Here is an 18,178-nt window from a genome sequence, read left to right on the forward strand (position 1 = left end):
AACATGACCGATCTGTCCGCGCCGCAGCGCACCGGCAGCCACCAGTTGCCGGCGGGCCGGCGCCTGCGCTTCGTCACTGCCGCTGCGTTGTTCGATGGCCACGATGCGTCGATCAATATCATGCGGCGCATCCTGCAGGCGAGCGGTGTCGAGGTGATCCACCTCGGCCATAACCGCTCGGTCGACGAAGTCGCCACCGCCGCATTGCACGAAGACGCCGACGGCGTTGCCGTGTCGAGCTACCAGGGCGGGCATAACGAATACTTCCGCTATCTCGTCGACCTGCTGCGCGCACGCGGCGGCGAGCGCATCAAGGTGTTTGGCGGCGGTGGCGGCGTGATCGTCCCCGAAGAAATTGCCGAACTCGAACGCTACGGCGTCGAAAAGATCTATTCGCCACACGACGGCCAGCGGCTCGGTCTGCAAGGCATGATCGACGACATGATCGGGCGCTGTGCGGAAGCCGCGCGCCGTGCTGCCGCCACGCGGCACAGTCCGATTAGCGAATGGGTGGCCGATCTCTCAGCGAATGGCTTGCCGCGCTTCGAGCCGCGCGCCGGCAATCAGGCGAGCGACAGTCAGCCCGCTACTGCCGAAGCGCATCGGCCGGACGGCGTCTGCCAGACCGTCGAAGCGCAGGACCCCGCATCGCTCACTTTCCGCCGGCTCGCGCAACTGATCAGCGCATTCGAAGCGGGGCGCATCAACGCCGTCGAGCAGGAATCGCTCACGTTTCTCGCGGAGGCGATCGAAGTCCCCGTGCTCGGCATTACCGGCACCGGCGGCGCTGGCAAATCCTCGCTCACGGACGAACTGATCCGGCGCTTTCGCCTCGACTACGGCGACGCCCTCACCATTGCCGTGCTCGCGATCGACCCGTCGCGCCGCAAATCCGGCGGCGCGTTGCTTGGCGACCGCATCCGCATGAACGCCATCGGCGACTGGGGCGGCGGCGCGCGCGTGTATATGCGCTCGATGGCGACACGCGATGCAGCGAGCGAAGTCACCGATTCGCTCGACAACGTCCTGACGCTGTGTAAAGCGGCAGGCTTCGATCTGATCATTGTCGAAACCTCCGGCATCGGGCAGGGCAATGCGGCGATCGTGCCGTTTGTAGACCAGTCGTTGTATGTCATGACGCCCGAGTTCGGCGCGGCGAGCCAGCTGGAGAAGATCGACATGCTCGACTTCGCCAGCTTCGTCGCGATCAACAAGTTCGACCGCAAGGGCGCGCCGGATGCGTTGCGCGATGTCGCCAAGCAGGTGCAGCGCAATCGCGGCGACTTCGCGAAGGCGCCGGAGGCGATGCCCGTGTTCGGCACGATTGCCTCGCGTTTCAACGACGACGGCGTGACCGCGCTTTACCAGCATGTTGCCGAGGCATTACGTGGGCATGGTTTGCGTGCCGGCGGCGGCCAGTTGCCACGGCTCGACAGCGTGCGCTATTCGAGCGGGCGCAACGCCATCGTGCCGCCGGCGCGCGTGCGCTATCTGGCGGATGTCGCGCAGACCGTCCACGCGTATCGCGACCGGGCCGACGCTCAGGCACAACTGGCGCGCGAACGCTGGCAACTCGCCGAGACACGCCGCATGTTGGCAGAAGCGGAACCGGCCGCGGCCGCTGCGGACAAAACCGACCCTACCCAACTCGACACCCTGATCGACCAGCACACCGCCAGCCTCGGCGAGCGCGAACGGAAGCTGCTCGACGCATGGCCGCACACCGTCGCCGCCTATTCCGGCGACGAACACGTTGTCCGCATTCGCGACCGCGACATTCACACCGCGCTCACTGTCACCACGCTGTCCGGTTCGCAGGTCCGCAAAGTCGCGCTGCCCAAATTCGTCGACCATGGCGAAATCCTGCGCTGGCTGATGCTGGACAACCTGCCAGGCTATTTTCCGTTCACCGCGGGCGTGTTCCCGTTTCGCCGCGAAAACGAGGATCCGACGCGCATGTTCGCCGGCGAGGGCGATCCGTTCCGCACCAACCGCCGGTTCAAATTACTTTCCGAAGGAATGCCCGCCAAACGTCTTTCGACGGCGTTCGATTCGGTCACGCTCTACGGCGAGGAGCCGCACGAGCGGCCCGACATTTACGGCAAGGTCGGCAATTCGGGCGTTTCGGTGGCGACGCTCGACGACATGAAGGCGCTCTACGACGGTTTCGATCTGTGCGCGCCGGAAACCTCGGTATCGATGACGATCAACGGCCCCGCGCCGACCATCCTCGCGATGTTCTTCAACGTGGCCATCGACCAGCAGATCGCGCGGATGCAACAGGAGCAAACCCACGCGCTCACCGAACAACAGCTCGGCGCCGCGCGCCGCACTGCGCTGGAAAACGTGCGCGGCACCGTGCAGGCGGACATCCTTAAGGAAGACCAGGGCCAGAACACCTGCATCTTCTCGACCGAGTTCAGCCTGAAAGTCATGGGCGATATTCAGGCGTACTTTGTCGATCACGGCGTGCGCAATTTTTACTCGGTGTCGATCTCCGGCTATCACATCGCCGAGGCTGGCGCGAATCCGATCTCGCAACTGGCCTACACGCTCGCAAACGGCTTCACGTATGTGGAGGCGTATCTGGCGCGTGGCATGTCGATCGACGATTTCGCGCCGAACCTGTCGTTCTTCTTTTCGAATGGCATGGACCCGGAATACACGGTGCTGGGTCGTGTCGCGCGACGCATCTGGGCCATCGCCATGCGCGAACGTTACGGTGCAAACGAGCGCAGCCAGAAGCTCAAGTATCACGTGCAGACTTCAGGCCGCAGCCTGCATGCGCAAGAGATCGACTTCAACGATATCCGCACCACGCTGCAAGCGCTGATCGCCATCTACGACAACTGCAATTCGCTGCACACCAACGCGTTCGACGAAGCGATCACCACGCCCACCGAGGATTCGGTGCGTCGCGCGGTGGCGATCCAGTTGATCATCAACCGTGAATGGGGGCTCGCGAAGAATCAGAACCCAAATCAGGGCAGCTATGTGATCGAGGAGCTGACCGATCTGGTGGAAGAAGCCGTGCTGGCGGAGTTCGACCGTCTCACCGAGCGCGGCGGCGTGCTGGGCGCGATGGAAACCGGCTACCAGCGTGGGCGCATCCAGGACGAGTCGATGCTATACGAGCATCGCAAGCATGACGGCTCGTATCCGATTGTCGGCGTGAACACGTTCTTGAGCGCGCATCCGCACGAAGCGCCGCAGCCGATTGCGCTGGCCCGCTCCACCGATGAAGAAAAGCAGAGCCAGTTGAAACGTCTGCGCGACTTTCAGACGCAGCATCGCGACGATGGACCGGCCGCGCTTGAACGCCTGAAGCGCGCGGTGATCGACGACGAAAACGTGTTTGCGGTGCTGATGGACGTCGTGCGGGTCTGCTCGCTCGGGCAAATCACGCACGCGTTGTTTGAAGTGGGCGGTCAGTACCGCCGCAATATGTAAGGCCGATCGATGCTGCGGCCCACCAGGGAGCGGACCGCAGCAAAGCACCTTGAGTGCGCACCTTAGCGTGCTTAGCGTGCGATTCCCAGCCGTGCCTTCGCGTCGTTATATTCCTGCGACAAACGCCGGACCAGTTCGCCTACGCTCGGCACGTCGTCCATCAGGCCGACGCCCTGGCCTGCGCCCCAGATGTCTTTCCACGCCTTCGCCTTGTCGTTGCCGAAATTCATCGCGGTCTTGTCGGATTCCGGCAGGGCGTCCGGATCCAGCCCCGCATTCACGATACTTTCGCGGATGTAGTTGCCGTGCACGCCGGTGAACAGGTTCGTGTAGATGATGTCCGACGCCGTGGAATTGACGATCGCCTGCTTGTAGCTCTCGACCGCGTGCGCCTCCCTGGTCGCGATAAAGCGCGTGCCCATGTACGCGAGATCCGCGCCCATGGCTTGCGCCGCGAGAATCGAACCGCCATTGGCGATCGAACCCGACAGCACGAGCGGGCCGTCGAACATACGCCGCACTTCGCCGACCAGCGCGAACGGCGAGGTGGTGCCGGCATGCCCGCCGGCACCCGAGGCCACCAGGATCAAACCGTCGACGCCCGCTTCAAGCGCTTTCTGCGCGTGGCGCAGGTTAATCACGTCGTGCAGCACGATGCCGCCGTAGCTGTGCACCGCGTCGACGATCTCACGCGCCGGTGCGCGCAGGCTCGTGATGAAGACGGGCACCTTGTGTTCGACGCACACGCGCACGTCGTGCTCGAGCCGCGAATTCGACTGGTGGACGATCTGGTTGACGGCGATCGGCCCGATGACTGCATCGGGATTGGCCGCCTTGTGCTCGGCGAGTTGCGCCTGAATCTGCGTCAGCCATTCGTCGAGCAATTCAGCCGGGCGGGCATTCAGCGCCGGAAACGAGCCGACGATACCAGCCTTACATTGAGCTAACACGAGTTCGGGATAGCTGACGATGAACATCGGCGAGGCGACGACGGGCAGCGCGAGTTTTTGCAGGACGGCGGGCAATGCCATGGTGCGAGTCTCCTGATTGAGCAGGTCGGCAGGGCGTTTCGTCGCCCGGCGACTGATGAGTTTAGCGGCACATGGCACGCGCGGTGCTGAAGAGGCTCAGCGCGGTCGTACGGTCACCATGCCGCCCGAAATTTAAGAACGATCGTTCGATTATATGCCAGTCGCGCGAATTGCGTCCGGCGTGTGCGTTTTGAACAGTTGGAAGGAGTGTTCAGGTTCTATGTCTGCGTGGGGTATCCCACCCCGCATCGGCACTTTGCGCTTCTACAATGCTTTCACACGTAAACGACAAGAGACCCGCCATGGCCTTCGAGGATTTCACGCCCTTTCGCGTCGCCGCGGGCGATGCCGATATTTTCGGAGTGAAGGGCGGAGCAGGGCCGCCGCTTCTGTTGCTGCACGGGCATCCGCAGACCCATCTGATCTGGCATCGCTGTGCGGCGCAACTCGCAGAGCATTTCACCGTGATCGCCACCGATCTACGCGGCTACGGCGCTTCCGGCAAGCCGCCGAGCGATGCTGACCACACGCCGTATTCCAAACGCACGATGGCCGCCGATCAGGTCGCCGTGATGCGCCACTTCGGTTTCGAACGATTTCTGGTTTGCGCGCACGACCGCGGCGCGCGTGTCGCGCACCGGATGGCGCTCGATCACGCCGACGCGGTGGAGCGCCTGATGCTGCTCGATATCGCACCGACGCTCGCGATGTACGAAGCCACCAACCGCGCCTTCGCGACGCATTACTTCCACTGGTTTTTCCTGATCCAGCCGGAGCCGCTGCCCGAAACGCTGATTGGCGCCAATCCGTCCGCTTACGTGGATGCGGTCATGGGCAGCCGCCACGCAGGCCTCACGCCGTTCACGCCCGAAGCGCTCGACGCCTATCGTGCGGCGTTGTCACAACCCGGCGCCGTGCATGCGATGTGCGAGGACTACCGGGCGTCGGCGAGCATCGATCTCGAACACGATCGCGCCGACATCGAACGTGGGCACAAGATCGGCTGCCCTTTGCGGGTGCTCTGGGGCGACAAGGGCGTGATCGAGAAGTGTTTCGACGCGCTCGCGGAATGGCGTCATGTGGCGCGCGATGTTAGCGGGCGGGCGCTGTCGTGCGGGCATTACATCCCGGAAGAGGCGTCGCAGGAACTGGTCGCCGAAATGCTGTCGTTTTTCGAAGCGGTGGAACAGTAAGCCGCTGATCGGCGACGACGCCGCCGCGTTCAGCCGAGCGGCGGCAGTCTGCGGGCGACCGGCGTCGACTTGACGATCGCGGTGCTGGTCTCCGCGCGCTCGGTGACCTTAGAGAGAATTTCATCGAGCTGCTCGATCGAATGCAGGTATAGGCGACAGATGAAGCAATCGTCGCCCGTTACCTTGTCGCATTCGACAAACTCCGGAATCCGCCGGATCACGTCTTCCACCAGATGCAACTGCCCGGGTAGCGGCTTGACGCGCACGATGGCCTGCAGCGTAAAGCCGAGCGCGCGCGGGTCGATCTGCACGGTAAAGCGCTCGATTACGCCTTGTGCTTCGAGCCGGCGCACTCGCTCGGCCGTGCTCGGCGCGGATAAACCCACCCGTCGCGCCAGTTCACTCACCGGTTGGCGCGCATCTTCGGCCAGCGCGGCGAGCAATGCGCGATCGGTGTCGTCGAGCGGCGCGAGGGCGGCAGGAACAAGGCGTTTGGACATGATGGCCTTCGATTCTTAGGGGCGAGTGCTGGAATGCTTAAGTTTAGCCATGTATTCGTGCGTTCGAATTAATTACACTGCTTCATGCAGGAATCAATTCGAGGATCGAAACATGGCGTCAAACGAAATTCGCCGCGGCGCGGCTGAAATGAGCACGGCGATGCTGATGTCCGGCACGATCGGCTGGCTGGTCGTGTCGTCGCAGCAGAGCGCTTTCAACGTGGTGTTCTTCCGCTGCGTATTTGGCGGCGCAACTTTGGCGCTGGTCTGCGCCCTGCTCGGACTGTTCAGGCGCAAGCTCTTTTCGTGGAAGATGTTTGGTCTCGCCCTGCTCGGTGGCGCGGCGATCGTCATCAACTGGGTATTGCTGTTCGCCGCGTATTCGCGTGCGTCGATCTCGATGGCGACCGCCGTCTACAACACACAGCCTTTCATGCTGGTCGCGCTCGGCGCGCTGGTGTTCCGCGAACGCGTGAGCGCGTCGACGGTGGCCTGGCTGGCGGTCGCGTTCATCGGCCTCGTGTTTGTCGTGAAGGTCGAGCCGGCCGTGCTGGCGATGCCGGGGCAATACCTCACAGGCGTCGCCCTTGCGGTGGGCGCGGCGGCCATGTACGCCGTGTCGTCGATCATCACGAAGCGGCTGAAGGGCACGCCTCCGCATCTGATCGCGCTGATCCAGGTATCGCTCGGAGTGCTGATGCTCGCGCCGTTCGTGCGCTTCGACGCGTTGCCCACCACCGGAGTGCAATGGCTCGAATTGATCGTGCTCGGCGTCGTCAACACGGGGCTCATGTATGTGCTGCTCTACGGCGGTATCCAGAAGCTGCCAACCTCGATGACCGGCGCGCTGTCGTTCATCTATCCGGTGGTTGCAATCATCGTGGATCGGGTTGCGTTCGGGCAGACGCTAGCGTGGATTCAGGTGCTCGGCGCGGTGCTGATTCTGCTCGCGGCAGCGGGCGTCAATCTCGGTTGGCGAATCGTGCCGCAGAAGCGCCTGTCTTCGACCTGATAGTGGACATCCAGATTGGGCGGCGGCGCGAATGATACGGATTCCGGAGCAAATTGGCCGCCGCATTGTTCACATCGACGGACTAATGGAGCCGAACGCCCAGCACTACGTGGCTTGGTAACGCCGCATGTATGCGGCTTTAAAAGGGCCCGTCATGCTTCTGTAGGGAAATCACCGATGCGATCAAAAAACAGGCACGCGTATCATTCGCAGTGACGCTGATCACGTCCGACAGAATTTCCGCCGCTCGCCTTGATGGTCGAGCGGCTTTCTTTTTGTGGCGACGGTTTCAGTCATTGGCGCGCTCCGCGCCCTGTGCCGCAAGCGCGTCAGCCCTGACGCGCAACGATACGCTCGCCGTCGATCCGCAGCGGCCCGTTGTTGCCGGCCAGTTCCTCGACGATTGTGTGCACCAATCTGGGCCATTCGCCGCGCGGCTTGAGCATGGACGCGGCGGCGCGCATCACGGCGGCGTCGTCGAGCATCTGCAATAGCGTATCGAAGCGCATTGCGCGGACTTCGAGCAGCTTGAACACGATCAGGACCTTTAACGCATTCTTTGCATTGCGCGCCGGATCGGCCCGCAGCCACGCCACGCGCGAAAACGCCCGTTCAAGCGCCTGTTCGACATTCGTGAAGGGTGAACCATGGCCGGGGATCACGAGGCGCACGTCGAGTTGCGCAATGGCTTCGAGTACCGCCTGTTCTTCAGCGAAACCGCTTTCACCTTCCAGTTCGGGAAAGATCACACCGAAACCGTTTTCCCACAGCGCGTCCGCGCTGATCAGGCTGCGCTCGTCCGCGCAGTACAGGATCAGCGAATGCGGATCGTGGCCGGGCGCGCCGAGCACTTGCCAGTCGAGCGCGCCGAGCCGCAGATGCGCACCGGGCGTAGTCGTCCCGGTGAAGCTGAAGCGCTCGCAGGTCTGGCCGGTCGCGCGAAACGTCAGGTGCGTTTCGTCCCAGTCGCGCACCGCATCGGCCTCGGAAGCGGGGATAATCGTGCGGCACGGCCATGTCGATTGCAATAGCGCGTTACCGCCGCAGTGATCAGAATGCAGGTGCGTGTTGACGATCAGATCCAGCGGCCGCGCGCCGAGCGCCTGCTGCACCAGCGCGAGCGTTTGCGGCGCGTGGGTTGCGTAGCCGGTATCGACCAGCGCGGCGCATTGATCGTCGGTGAGCAGCACGTTGTTCGATGAAAGCCAGCCGCGTTCGAACACGCGAATCGATTCCGGTAGCGTCGTCATGACGTGGCCGGTAGTGCAGATACTTCGGGCTTCGGCATCACGAGAATCGTCGATGTGCCGGTCAACATGGTCTCTTCGCGCTGATTCACGACTGTGCCCTCGAGATGCGTCAGATCGCCGTTCAGACTTGGCTTCCAGTACGCGTCACGCACGCGCCAGGTGATCGTCAGCGTGTCGTGCGCGTGGACGGCTTTCCTCAGCTTGATATTGAATTCGAGACCGAGCGGCTGCGAGTAGGTCGAATAATGCGTCGCCAGCAGCGCCATGAAATGCGCGGTTGGTTGCGTGCCGGATGCGATCAGACCGCCGAAGCGGCTTTGCGCGGCATAAGCTTCGTCGTGATGCAGCGGGTTGAGGTCGTTGACGAGCGTGGCGAACGATTTCACCGAATCGGCTGATAGTTCAAACGTCGAACTGAATGTCTCGCCTATCGTCACGATACGAGGCGCGGCGTTCATCGCGGTACCTGCGTTTGAATCCGCGCTTGCCGCGCCATGCACTCCACATGGCGTTCCTCGATCGCATCCCAGACCGCGCGTTTCGCGTCGTCGGTGAATGACGACCAGCCGGCGATTTCGTCGATCGTGCGCAGACAGCCTTCACACCAACCGGTCGAGGCATCCATCCTGCACACATTGATGCACGGCGACGGCACGGCTGCGCGATCTTCGTTGTCGGTGCCCGATGTCATGTCGTCACGCCGTTTCGCGCAACGCCACGTCGAGTACCGGCGCGCCGGTCAGCGCAATCAGTTCCTGCGCCGTGAGATTGAAGACCGCATGCGGATGGCCGGCGGCGGCCCACAGGCTGTCGAGTTCGAGCAGATCGGCGTCGATCAGCGTGACCGGCTCCGTGGCGTGGCCGATCGGGCAGACGCCGCCGATCGCATAGCCGGTTTTCTCGCGGACGAACTTCGCGTCCGCACGGCCGATCGCGCCGACCTGCGCCGCGACTTTCTTTTCGTCGACGCGATTCGCGCCGCTCGCGACCACCAGCACCGGCGCGTCGTCTTCACGGCGGCGAAACAGGATCGACTTGGCGATCTGCGCGACCGAGCAGCCGAGCCCGGCGGCGGCTTCGGCGGAGGTCTTGCCGGTCTCCGGCAGCATCACGATGCGGCCCGCGTGACCGCGTTCACGCAGCAATAACGCGACGCGGCGTGCCGACTCGGGCAGGGCGTCGAGATCGTCGGATTCGAGAGAAGCGTGTTCGCTCATCGTTCTATTTCCTTCCTGTGTGTGGCAAGTCAAACGCAGTCGGATTGTTCGCTGCGCGCTTTAGCGAGCAGGGCCTTGCCGGCGCGCGACACATTGGGCCGGCCAATCGACGTCGAAATGAAATCACCAATGGCGACGACCTGCGCGAGGTCAATGCCGGTCTCGATGCCGAGGCCGTTCATCAGGTACAGCACGTCTTCGGTCGCGACATTGCCGGTCGCGCCCTTCGCATACGGACAGCCGCCGAGACCCGCCACCGACGCGTGATAGATCTCGATGCCTTCCTGCAGGGCGGCGTAAATGTTCGCGAGTGCCTGACCATAGGTGTCGTGGAAATGGCCCGACAGACGTTCGCGCGGAAATACTTTCGTGACGGCTTCGAACACTTCGCGAGTACGTTTCGGCGTGCCGACGCCGATCGTATCGGCGATATCGATCTCATCGCAGCCCAGCGCCGCAAACCGCTCGACCACATCGACCACCGACGCCACCGGTACCTCACCCTGATACGGGCAGCCGAGCGCGCACGAGACGCTGCCGCGAATCCGCAGACCGTGCTGTTTCGCTGCCTGCGCGACCGGCGCGAAGCGGTCGATGCTTTCCGCGATGCTGCAATTGATGTTCTTCTGCGAGAACGCCTCGCTGGCCGCGCCGAAGATCACGATCTCATCGGCACGCGCGGCGAGTGCGCCTTCGAAGCCGCGCAAATTTGGCGTCAGCACGGAATAGATCGTGCCCGGGCGGCGCTCGATACCGGCCATCACGTCGGCGCCGTCGGCCATCTGCGGCACCCATTTCGGCGATACGAACGAAGCCGCTTCGACGTTGCGGAAACCCGCCGCGGACAAGCGGTTGATCAGCTCGATCTTGGTCGCCGTGGCGACGAATTCTTTTTCGTTTTGCAGTCCGTCACGTGGACCCACTTCGACGATTTTGACTTGTTGAGGCAAGGCCATGATGTGTCTCCTATGTCGACCGGAGTTGGCGCTTTAGCGCTTACTCCGGTCCCGTGTAACTTGTTGACGCCGCGCGTGGCGGCACTCTTTCAGTTGGTTTCGCGACTGCTCAGTATCCGCGTTCGATATCCACCGCGCCGCTGATTGCTTCGCCACGCGTCAGCGCGGTGATCTTCTGCGCGACCTGCACAACGCTTTCTTCGCGCAGCGTGAGCGCCGACACGTGCGGCGTGATCGTGATGCGTGGTTCCTGCCAGAACAGATGATCGGGCGGCAACGGTTCGTCGCGGAACACATCGAGCGTAGCGGCGGCAAGCTGGCCGCTTGCCAGCGCTTCGAGCAGATCCGCTTCGACCAGGTGGCCGCCGCGTGCGACGTTGATCAGATACGCGCCGCGTGCCAGCTTCGAGAACGTGCGTGCGTTCAGTACGTCGGCCGTGTCCGGCGTGTGCGGCAGCAGATTCACCAGCACCTTCACGCCGTCGAGAAACGCGTCGAACTGCGCTTCACCGGCAAAGGTCGTGATGCCCTCGACATGCCGCGCGCTACGGCTGTAGCCGCGCACCGGCAGGCCGAACGCGGCGACCGTTCGCGCAACATGCGCACCGAGCACGCCGAGCCCGAGCACGCCGACCGTGAAGGTCTCGCGTGGATGCGGGTCCAGCACATGCCAGCGGCGCCCGGCTTGCTGCAACTTGTATTCGTCGAAGCGCCGCATGTAACGCAACACCGCGTGCGCGACGTATTCGGCCATTTGCGGCGCCATGCCGGTGTCTTCGAGCCGCACCAGTTGCGCGTTGCGTGGCAAGGTGCCGGGCTGCGCTTGTTCGAGCGCGAGAATCGCATCGACACCCGCGCCGAGATTGAAGATCGCGCGCAGATCGTCGCGCCCGGCGAGCATCTCATGAGGCGGCCGCCACACCACCGCGAAATCGGCCGGCGCGTGGTCGCCCGGCTGCCATTCGCGCAAATCGGCTTCAGGCAGCGCACGGGCAAAGTCGTGCAGCCATGCTGCAGCGTCGGCATGCGGCATGTAAAAGAGGATTTTCATACGGTCCAGATGGCGCGTGCGTGGTCGAGACGGGGTTCATTCTACTTTTTCGACGCGAATCGCGCGCGTTTGCGCACGGCCGTGTGGTTTGAACGATTGCTGAACGCTTGCCGCCCCATAAACAAAGCACAAAAACTTGGTTCGCCAGTGCGGCACCGGGCGGGACAATACTTTCCCGGATTCCGGCAGCGAGGAACAGACATGCTTTCATGCATCAAATCGACATGGCCGCCGCGGCTCGTCACCGTTCCCGGTCTTCACGGCAGCGAGGGCGCGCACTGGCAAACATGGCTCGAACGGCAATTCTCACGCTCCTTGCGCGTTGAACAGGCCGACTGGGACGCGCCGGACCTCGCGGTCTGGTCGCAGTCGCTGCGCGACCTGCTGGCGCGCGAGCGCGGGCCATTCGTGCTGGCCGCGCACAGCTTCGGCTGTCTTGCGACGGCCTATGCGCTGCAGCAGGCCTCGTATGTCGCCGAGGTGGTCGGCGTGTTGTTTGTCGCACCGGCGAGTCCGGAGAAATTCGCCTTCGCCGGTCCGTTCGACGCGCGGCGCCTCGGTGTGCCGTCGATCCTGATCGGCAGCGAAACCGATCCATGGATGCCGCTCTCCGGATCGCGCGAGCTCGCACGGCGTTTCGGCAGCGCCTTCGTCAATCTGGGCGACGCCGGGCATATCAACACCGCGGCGGGATTCGGTCCGTGGCCGCGAGCGAAATATTTCGTCGACACGCTGGTGCATTGCGCGGCGCCGCTGCGCTTTCGCGAGGAAACGTTCGAGGCCGCGCAGCACGCGTTCGTTTGAATTTTTTGCGCGGCGTTTAGACGTTGGCCGCAGCGCAAGTGAGCGAGTAAGCGATCCGTTAGAATCCCGCTTCATGCCGCGGCTTCCTGCGGCCACAGGTTTTCATCAACGATAGGCGGGGACAGGGATGGCAGGCAAGACGGGGACATCGCGCTGGCTGGCGGCCGGCATGACGGCGATCACGCTCGCGCTAGGCGGCGTGTCGGCGGCGCACGCAGACGCAGCGCTGCTCAACGTGTCGTACGACGTGACGCGCGAGTTGTACAAGGACATCAACGCCGGCTTCATCACGGCGTACAAGCAGAAGAGCGGCGAGACCGTGTCGGTCCGTCAGTCGCACGGTGGGTCGAGCGCGCAGGCGCTGTCGGTGCTGCAGGGATTGCAGGCCGATGTCGTGACGATGAACCAGCCGAACGACATCGATCTGCTCGCCGAGAAGGGGCAACTGGTGCCCGCGAACTGGCGCACGCGTCTGCCGGACGACAGCGCCCCGTACACCACGACCATGGTGTTCCTCGTGCGCAAGGGCAATCCGAAGCACATCAAGGATTGGGACGATCTCGCGAAAGCTGGCGTGCAGGTAGTGATCGCCAATCCGAAGACCTCGGGTAACGGCCGTTACGCGTATCTGGCGGCATGGGGTTATCGCAAGCAGCACGGTGGCACTGACACGCAGGCACTCGATTTCGAAAAGGCGATCTTCAGGAATGTTCCGGTGCTCGACACGGGTGGCCGCGGCGCGACTACGACCTTCACGCAACGTGGCATCGGCGACGTGCTGGTGACATTCGAAAACGAAGTGTCGCTGATCGATAGCGGCGTGGGCGCGGGCAATTTCGAAGCGGTGTATCCGTCGGTGAGCCTGCTGGCTGCGCCGCCCGTGTCGATCGTCGACAAGGTGGTGGACAAGCGTGGCACGCGCAAGGAAGCGCAGGCATATCTGGATTATCTGTGGTCGCCTGCCGCGCAGGAAATCATCGCGTAGCACCATCTGCGTCCGCGCGACAAGACCGTGCTCGAGAAGCACGCGGCGGAATTCAAGCCGATCAAGACGTTCACCGTCGAAGAGATGTTCGGCAGCTGGCAGAAAGCGCAGCAGACGCATTTCTCCGATGGCGGCACGTTCGATCAGATCATCGTGGACAGAAAGTAAGTCTGATAGCTGGATGTGGAAAGGCCGCCTCGATAACGAGGCGGCCTTTTTTATTGCGCGTGCTTGCGCGTACTTGCTACGCTGCCGAACCTTGAGCTTTTAGTTCGACGCGGCGTGCGAGTGGTGTTCATGCGCGCAGCCATGTTCGCAGCCGCTCTGATCCAGAGGCATCTGCTGCGCCGCTTCCGCGCGAATGCCGAGGCGCTCGATCAGCTTGCGGTCCGCTTCCGCCTGCGGGTTGCTGGTGGTCAGCAGTTGATCACCGTAGAAAATCGAGTTCGCACCGGCGAGGAAGCACAGCGCCTGCAGCGCTTCGTCCATCTGCTCGCGGCCCGCCGACAGACGCACCATCGCACGCGGCATCGTGATGCGCGCAATCGCAATCGTGCGCACGAATTCGAACGGGTCGATCGCTTCAGTGCCGGTCAGCGGCGTGCCTTCCACCTGCACCAGATTGTTGATCGGCACCGATTCCGGATACGGCTCCATGTTCGCCAGTTGCGCGATCAGGCCCGCGCGTTCGCGGCGCGATTCACCCAGACCAACGATACCGCCGCAGCACACGTTGATGCCCGCGTCGCGCACGCGTTCGAGCGTGTCGAGGCGGTCCTGATAGGTGCGCGTCGAAATGATCTGGCCGTAGAACTCCGGCGACGTGTCGAGGTTGTGGTTGTAGTAATCGAGGCCCGCTTCGCGCAGACCTTGTGCCTGGTGCTTTTCGAGCATGCCGAGCGTCACGCAGGTTTCGAGACCCATGGCCTTCACGCCGCGGATCATGTCCTTGATCGGCTCCAGATGCCGGTCTTTCGGATTACGCCACGCGGCGCCCATGCAGAAGCGTGTCGCGCCGTTTTCCCTCGCAACCTTCGCGGCGGCCAGCACTTCGTCGACGGGCATCAGCTTGTCGGCTTGCAAGCCGGTGTCGTGATGCACCGACTGCGGGCAATAGGCGCAGTCTTCTTCGCAGCCGCCGGTCTTGATCGAGAGCAGCGTCGACAGTTGCACGGTGTTCGCGTCGAAGTGTTCGCGGTGCGTTTGCTGCGCGCGGAACATCAGGTCGTTGAACGGCAGTTCGTACAGCGCGACGATGTCGGCGACGCGCCAGCGCGCCACCGGTTTCGCGCCGGCGGCGTCGTTATTGGCATGGTTGTGCGCGGCGGCCGTGTCGGCTGGCGTCGGAGCGATGTTCAGTTGCGTCATGTCGTCAATCCTCATGGAGGGATGTTTGATAGGGTTCAACGCTGCGCGGCGCGCAGCGTGTTTAGAAGGCCATTGATGTCGAGTTGATCTGCCGCGAGCTCGGGCGAGGCCGGGCTCAGATGCGGCACGATGCCGAGCAGCGGCGCGTCGTGTTCACGCGCGAGATGCTCGCGGATCGACGCGATGTTTTCGTCGGGGAACGTCATGTTCGGATCGATGCGGTTGGCGACCCAGCCGGCCAGCGTCAGACCGCGCGCGGCGATCGCTTCGGCGGTCAGCAGCGCATGGCTGATGCAGCCGAGGCGCATGCCCACCACGAGCACGACGGGCAGCTTCAGCGCGACCGCGAGATCGGCGGTGTCCTGGGTGATGGTCAGCGGCACGCGAAAGCCGCCCACGCCTTCCACCACGACGATATCCGCGCGCGTGAGCGCCTGGGCGTGGCAATCGACAATGTGGCCGATGTCGAACGCGACGTTTTCCAGTGCGGCGGCGATATGCGGCGCGGCCGGTTCCTTCAGCAGATACGGCGTGCGGATCGCGGGCGGCAGCAGGACGCCCGATGCCGCGTCGAGTTGATCCGCGTCTTCGTTGTGCAGCACGCCATTCACTTCGAATGCGCCTGCCGCGATCGGCTTCATCGCGGCGGCTCGCAGGCCTTCGCGCACGAAGCCGCGCAGCAGTGCCGCGGACACGAAGGTCTTGCCGATTTCCGTATCGGTGCCGGTGACGAACAGGGACAACGCGCCTTGACTCGAGCCGCTCATGCCGCTTTGACCCCGAGTTGTTGCAAGCCGGCTTCAAGCCGGTCCAGATCCGCGTGCGAATGCGCGGCCGACAGTGAAATGCGCAGCCGCGACGTGCCGGCGGGCACGGTCGGCGGACGGATCGCCGGCACCCAGAGACCGGCGCGATCGAGCGTGGCCGCGATGTCCAGCGTGGCGTCGTTCGCACCGATGATGAGCGGTTGCACGGCGGTATGCGAATCGACCGGTAGCCACGGCGTCGCCTTGAGCATCGCGCGCGTGCGTTCGATCAGTTGCCGAAGATGCGCACGGCGCGCGTCGCCTTCTTCGCCACCGATGATGCGCAGACTCGCCGATACCGCGTGCGCGGCGGCGGGCACCGAGGCGGTCGTGAAGATGTACGGACGGGCGCGCTGCACGAGCCATTCAATCACGGTCTGATGCGCAACGACGAACGCGCCGGACACGCCCGCAGCTTTGCCAAGCGTGCCGATGGAAATCACATTGGGCGAACGCAATGCCGCTTCTGCGACTGCGCCCCGGCCTTGCGGGCCAAGCACGCCGAAGCCGTGTGCGTCGTCGACGATCAGCCACGCGCCGTGCTGTTCCGCGAGCGCCAGCAGACGCGGCAGCGGGGCAATGTCGCCGTCCATGCTGAACACCGTATCGGAGACGATCACTTTGACTTCGGCATCCGAGGCGTCGAGCATCGCGCTCAACGCTTCCATATCGCAGTGCGGATAGATCTGCACGTCGGCACGCGACAGACGTGCGCCGTCGATCAGCGACGCGTGATTCAGCGCATCGGAAAACAGCGTGGTGCCGCGTCCCGCGAGCGCGGTGAGCGTCGCCAGATTCGCCATGTAGCCGGTGCTGAAGTAGAGCGCGCGCGCATTGTCGACGAAGCCGCCGGCGAATTCAGCCAGATCGTCTTCGAGTTGCGCGTGCGCGCGCGAATGCCCACCGAGCAGATGCGAACCGCCGCTGCCCGCGCCGTAGCGCTGCGCGCCTTCGGCGATCGCGGCGATCAGTTGCGGATGCGCTGCGAGGCCGAGATAGTCATTGCTTGCGAAGCCGATGATCGCGCGGCCATCAACGGTCATGTGTGCGGCGCACGGCGTGTCGGCGGTACGGCGGCGACGGCGCAAGCCGCGTTCGTCGATGTCCTTGAGTCCTTGGGTGAGCGTGTCGAGCAAATGCATTAGCGGGTCTCCGCGAGCGTCGCTTCGAAGGTCTCGCGGGTGCGCGAGGCGAGCAGCGCGAGCTCTTCGTCGTCGAGGATATAAGGCGGCATCAGATACACCGTGGTCGAAATCGGGCGCAGCAGCAGTTCGCGCTGCAACGCGTTTTCGAAGAAGCGGCGCGAGAATGTTCGGGCGTGCTGGGCGTCGTCGATCACGGCGTCGAACGCGAAGATCGTGCCGCACTGACGCAGATGGCGCACCTGCCTGTGTTGCGCGAGCGGCGCGAGTGCGGCCTTCAGTTTCGCGGACTTCCGCGCGTTGGCGGCGAGGACGTTGTCGCTCGCGAACAGATCGAGCGTGGCGAGCGCCGCGCGGCAGGCGAGCGGATTGCCGGTGTACGAGTGCGAGTGCAGGAAGCCGCGCGCCGTGTCGTCGTGATAGAAGGCCTCGAAGATCTCATCGCGCGAGAGCACGATCGAGAGCGGCAGATAGCCGCCGCTGATGCCTTTCGACAGACACAGGAAGTCCGGCCAGATGGCTGCCTGTTCGCAGGCGAAGAACGTGCCGGTGCGTCCGCAGCCGACCGCGATTTCGTCGGCGATCAGATGCACGCCGTACTGATCGCACAGCGCGCGCAGGCCCGCGATATAGGACGCGTCGTGCATGGCCATGCCGGCCGCGCATTGCACGAGCGGCTCGACGATCAGCGCGGCGATTTTCGCGGCACGCGCGTCGAACAGCGCGCGAACGTGATCGAGCGCGCGGCGCGCGACGTCTTCGGCGGTTTCACCGGGTTGTGCGAGACGCGCGTCGGGCGACGCCACCACGTGCGCGTGACGGATCAGCGGGTCGTAGGCATCCTTGAAGAGTGCGACATCGGTGACACCGAGCGCCCCGATGGTTTCGCCGTGATAGCTGTTGGCGATGCAGACGAATTCCTGCTTGTCCGCGAAGCCGCGATTGCGCCACGAGTGGAAGCTCATCTTCAGCGCGATTTCGACGGCCGACGCGCCATCGGACGCGAAGAACGCGTGACCGAGCGTGTTGTGCGTGAGGGCGCTGAGGCGTTCGGCGAGTTCGATCGCGGGTTCGTGCGTGCAGCCGGCGAGCATGGCGTGCTCGAGCGTATCGAGCTGGTCTTTCAGCGCTGCATTGATACGCGGATTGGCGTGGCCGAAGAGGTTGACCCACCACGAGCTGATGGCATCCAGATAACGATGGTTGGCGCGGTCGTAGAGCCACGCGCCCTGGCCGCGCGCGACCGGGATCAACGGCAGGCGCTCGTGGTGCTTCATCTGGGTGCAGGGGTGCCAGACGGCACGCAGGCTGCGGGTGATCCAGTCTTCTGGGGATGCTGTCTTTTCCAAAGAGGTACTCCATGGTGCTTTTTTTGCCGTTGCAGGCTGGCTTTTTTATGCGCGATTTCGTTGC

The 18,178-nt window shown here is 63.7% G+C and carries 16 protein-coding genes and 1 pseudogene; 5 read left to right on the forward strand and 12 right to left on the reverse strand.

Annotation, left to right across the window (positions count from 1 at the left end):
- The first annotated feature begins 3 nt into the window (after nt 1-3).
- Complete coding sequence (gene icmF, locus PQR27_RS00965) at nt 4-3,450, forward strand: fused isobutyryl-CoA mutase/GTPase IcmF (RefSeq protein ID WP_408521869.1); 3,447 nt, start codon at nt 4-6, stop codon at nt 3,448-3,450.
- Between the two features lie 71 nt (nt 3,451-3,521).
- On the opposite strand, the gene PQR27_RS00970 is transcribed toward icmF, so the two are convergent.
- A complete protein-coding gene (locus tag PQR27_RS00970; protein ID WP_408521870.1) occupies nt 3,522-4,481 on the reverse strand; it encodes an NAD(P)H-dependent flavin oxidoreductase in 960 nt (319 codons plus the stop codon).
- Nucleotides 4,482-4,783: 302 nt separating this feature from the next.
- Here PQR27_RS00970 and PQR27_RS00975 point away from each other — a divergent pair, with 302 nt between their 5' ends.
- Nucleotides 4,784-5,674, forward strand: coding sequence for an alpha/beta fold hydrolase (locus PQR27_RS00975; RefSeq protein ID WP_408521871.1), 891 nt, complete (start codon nt 4,784-4,786; stop codon nt 5,672-5,674).
- A 29-nt stretch (nt 5,675-5,703) separates the two neighbouring features.
- On the opposite strand, the gene PQR27_RS00980 is transcribed toward PQR27_RS00975, so the two are convergent.
- Complete coding sequence (locus PQR27_RS00980; protein WP_408521872.1) at nt 5,704-6,174, reverse strand: Lrp/AsnC family transcriptional regulator; 471 nt, start codon at nt 6,172-6,174, stop codon at nt 5,704-5,706.
- A 112-nt stretch (nt 6,175-6,286) separates the two neighbouring features.
- On the opposite strand from PQR27_RS00980, the gene PQR27_RS00985 reads away from it, so the two are divergent.
- A complete protein-coding gene (locus PQR27_RS00985) occupies nt 6,287-7,186 on the forward strand; it encodes a DMT family transporter (protein ID WP_408521873.1) in 900 nt (299 codons plus the stop codon).
- A 329-nt stretch (nt 7,187-7,515) separates the two neighbouring features.
- On the opposite strand, the gene PQR27_RS00990 is transcribed toward PQR27_RS00985, so the two are convergent.
- The 6 genes from PQR27_RS00990 to PQR27_RS01015 all read right to left on the reverse strand — a co-directional run bounded on the left by PQR27_RS00990 (nt 7,516) and on the right by PQR27_RS01015 (nt 11,660).
- Nucleotides 7,516-8,436, reverse strand: a complete 921-nt coding sequence (locus PQR27_RS00990; protein WP_408521874.1) for an MBL fold metallo-hydrolase — start codon at nt 8,434-8,436, stop codon at nt 7,516-7,518.
- Nucleotides 8,433-8,894, reverse strand: a complete 462-nt coding sequence (locus tag PQR27_RS00995) for a MaoC family dehydratase (RefSeq protein ID WP_408521875.1) — start codon at nt 8,892-8,894, stop codon at nt 8,433-8,435. Before PQR27_RS00995 ends, PQR27_RS00990 begins: the two co-directional genes overlap by 4 nt.
- Nucleotides 8,891-9,127 (reverse strand): DUF1289 domain-containing protein, encoded by a 237-nt coding sequence (locus tag PQR27_RS01000; RefSeq protein ID WP_408521876.1) that lies wholly within the window; start codon nt 9,125-9,127, stop codon nt 8,891-8,893. The genes PQR27_RS00995 and PQR27_RS01000 overlap by 4 nt, the downstream gene beginning before the upstream one ends.
- A 4-nt stretch (nt 9,128-9,131) precedes the next feature.
- Nucleotides 9,132-9,653, reverse strand: a complete 522-nt coding sequence (locus PQR27_RS01005) for a YbaK/EbsC family protein (RefSeq protein ID WP_408521877.1) — start codon at nt 9,651-9,653, stop codon at nt 9,132-9,134.
- Between the two features lie 29 nt (nt 9,654-9,682).
- Nucleotides 9,683-10,609 (reverse strand): hydroxymethylglutaryl-CoA lyase, encoded by a 927-nt coding sequence (locus tag PQR27_RS01010; protein ID WP_408521878.1) that lies wholly within the window; start codon nt 10,607-10,609, stop codon nt 9,683-9,685.
- Between the two features lie 109 nt (nt 10,610-10,718).
- Nucleotides 10,719-11,660: a 2-hydroxyacid dehydrogenase gene (locus PQR27_RS01015; protein ID WP_408521879.1), complete on the reverse strand. Its 942-nt coding sequence runs from the start codon at nt 11,658-11,660 to the stop codon at nt 10,719-10,721.
- A gap of 201 nt (nt 11,661-11,861) precedes the next feature.
- On the opposite strand from PQR27_RS01015, the gene PQR27_RS01020 reads away from it, so the two are divergent.
- Both PQR27_RS01020 and PQR27_RS01025 read left to right on the forward strand, forming a co-directional pair.
- The gene (locus tag PQR27_RS01020) at nt 11,862-12,464 is read left to right on the forward strand and encodes an RBBP9/YdeN family alpha/beta hydrolase (protein ID WP_408521880.1); all 603 of its coding nucleotides are present in this window, start codon (nt 11,862-11,864) and stop codon (nt 12,462-12,464) included.
- A 127-nt stretch (nt 12,465-12,591) separates the two neighbouring features.
- Nucleotides 12,592-13,617: pseudogene (locus tag PQR27_RS01025) on the forward strand (sulfate ABC transporter substrate-binding protein).
- 99 nt (nt 13,618-13,716) lie between these two features.
- On the opposite strand, the gene bioB reads toward PQR27_RS01025, so the two are convergent.
- Genes bioB through bioA form a run of 4 tightly spaced genes read right to left on the reverse strand, consistent with a single transcriptional unit; the run spans nt 13,717 to nt 18,114 of the window.
- Nucleotides 13,717-14,817: a biotin synthase BioB gene (bioB, locus tag PQR27_RS01030; protein ID WP_408521881.1), complete on the reverse strand. Its 1,101-nt coding sequence runs from the start codon at nt 14,815-14,817 to the stop codon at nt 13,717-13,719.
- A gap of 35 nt (nt 14,818-14,852) precedes the next feature.
- Nucleotides 14,853-15,584, reverse strand: a complete 732-nt coding sequence (gene bioD, locus PQR27_RS01035; RefSeq protein WP_408521882.1) for a dethiobiotin synthase — start codon at nt 15,582-15,584, stop codon at nt 14,853-14,855.
- Nucleotides 15,581-16,765, reverse strand: a complete 1,185-nt coding sequence (bioF, locus tag PQR27_RS01040; RefSeq protein ID WP_408521883.1) for an 8-amino-7-oxononanoate synthase — start codon at nt 16,763-16,765, stop codon at nt 15,581-15,583. The genes bioD and bioF overlap by 4 nt, the downstream gene beginning before the upstream one ends.
- On the reverse strand, nt 16,765-18,114 hold the full coding sequence (gene bioA, locus PQR27_RS01045) for an adenosylmethionine--8-amino-7-oxononanoate transaminase (protein WP_408521884.1): 1,350 nt from the start codon (nt 18,112-18,114) through the stop codon (nt 16,765-16,767). The genes bioF and bioA overlap by 1 nt, the downstream gene beginning before the upstream one ends.
- Nucleotides 18,115-18,178 lie beyond the last annotated feature (64 nt).

Source organism: Paraburkholderia fungorum, assembly GCF_046027215.1.
Classification (GTDB): Bacteria; Pseudomonadota; Gammaproteobacteria; order Burkholderiales; family Burkholderiaceae; genus Paraburkholderia; species Paraburkholderia fungorum_D.

Excerpts from the sequence above, each read along its gene's own strand:
- icmF (WP_408521869.1), top strand. The coding sequence starts at position 4 with ATGACCGATCTGTCCGCGCCGCAGCGCACCGGCAGCCACCAGTTGCCG.
- PQR27_RS00970 (WP_408521870.1), bottom strand. The coding sequence starts at position 4,481 with ATGGCATTGCCCGCCGTCCTGCAAAAACTCGCGCTGCCCGTCGTCGCC.
- PQR27_RS00975 (WP_408521871.1), top strand. The coding sequence starts at position 4,784 with ATGGCCTTCGAGGATTTCACGCCCTTTCGCGTCGCCGCGGGCGATGCC.
- PQR27_RS00980 (WP_408521872.1), bottom strand. The coding sequence starts at position 6,174 with ATGTCCAAACGCCTTGTTCCTGCCGCCCTCGCGCCGCTCGACGACACC.
- PQR27_RS00985 (WP_408521873.1), top strand. The coding sequence starts at position 6,287 with ATGGCGTCAAACGAAATTCGCCGCGGCGCGGCTGAAATGAGCACGGCG.
- PQR27_RS00990 (WP_408521874.1), bottom strand. The coding sequence starts at position 8,436 with ATGACGACGCTACCGGAATCGATTCGCGTGTTCGAACGCGGCTGGCTT.
- PQR27_RS00995 (WP_408521875.1), bottom strand. The coding sequence starts at position 8,894 with ATGAACGCCGCGCCTCGTATCGTGACGATAGGCGAGACATTCAGTTCG.
- PQR27_RS01000 (WP_408521876.1), bottom strand. The coding sequence starts at position 9,127 with ATGACATCGGGCACCGACAACGAAGATCGCGCAGCCGTGCCGTCGCCG.
- PQR27_RS01005 (WP_408521877.1), bottom strand. The coding sequence starts at position 9,653 with ATGAGCGAACACGCTTCTCTCGAATCCGACGATCTCGACGCCCTGCCC.
- PQR27_RS01010 (WP_408521878.1), bottom strand. The coding sequence starts at position 10,609 with ATGGCCTTGCCTCAACAAGTCAAAATCGTCGAAGTGGGTCCACGTGAC.
- PQR27_RS01015 (WP_408521879.1), bottom strand. The coding sequence starts at position 11,660 with ATGAAAATCCTCTTTTACATGCCGCATGCCGACGCTGCAGCATGGCTG.
- PQR27_RS01020 (WP_408521880.1), top strand. The coding sequence starts at position 11,862 with ATGCTTTCATGCATCAAATCGACATGGCCGCCGCGGCTCGTCACCGTT.
- bioB (WP_408521881.1), bottom strand. The coding sequence starts at position 14,817 with ATGACGCAACTGAACATCGCTCCGACGCCAGCCGACACGGCCGCCGCG.
- bioD (WP_408521882.1), bottom strand. The coding sequence starts at position 15,584 with ATGAGCGGCTCGAGTCAAGGCGCGTTGTCCCTGTTCGTCACCGGCACC.
- bioF (WP_408521883.1), bottom strand. The coding sequence starts at position 16,765 with ATGCATTTGCTCGACACGCTCACCCAAGGACTCAAGGACATCGACGAA.